This is a genomic window from Pseudomonas sp. SIMBA_068, from assembly GCF_046534705.1.
Lineage (GTDB): Bacteria > Pseudomonadota > Gammaproteobacteria > Pseudomonadales > Pseudomonadaceae > Aquipseudomonas > Aquipseudomonas putida.
In genome coordinates, this window is record NZ_JAWRYI010001874.1 from 1 (window position 1) to 229 (window position 229).

Genomic DNA, 229 nt, shown 5'->3' on the forward strand with positions numbered 1-229 from the left:
GTTTTATCGGCTGGCGCGGTATGGTCGGCTCCGTTCTCATGCAACGCATGGTTGAAGAGCGCGACTTCGACGCCATTCGCCCTGTCTACTTTTCTACTTCTCAGCTTGGTCAGGCTGCGCCGTCTTTTGGCGGAACCACTGGCACACTTCAGGATGCCTTTGATCTGGAGGCGCTAAAGGCCCTCGATATCATTGTGACCTGTCAGGGCGGCGATTATACCAACGAAAT

At 54.6% G+C, this 229-nt stretch carries 1 pseudogene; it reads left to right on the top strand.

Going from position 1 to position 229, the window contains the following annotated elements:
* Positions 1-5: 5 nt before the first annotated feature.
* Positions 6-229, top strand: a pseudogene (locus SB756_RS36265) (aspartate-semialdehyde dehydrogenase); the annotation flags it as partial.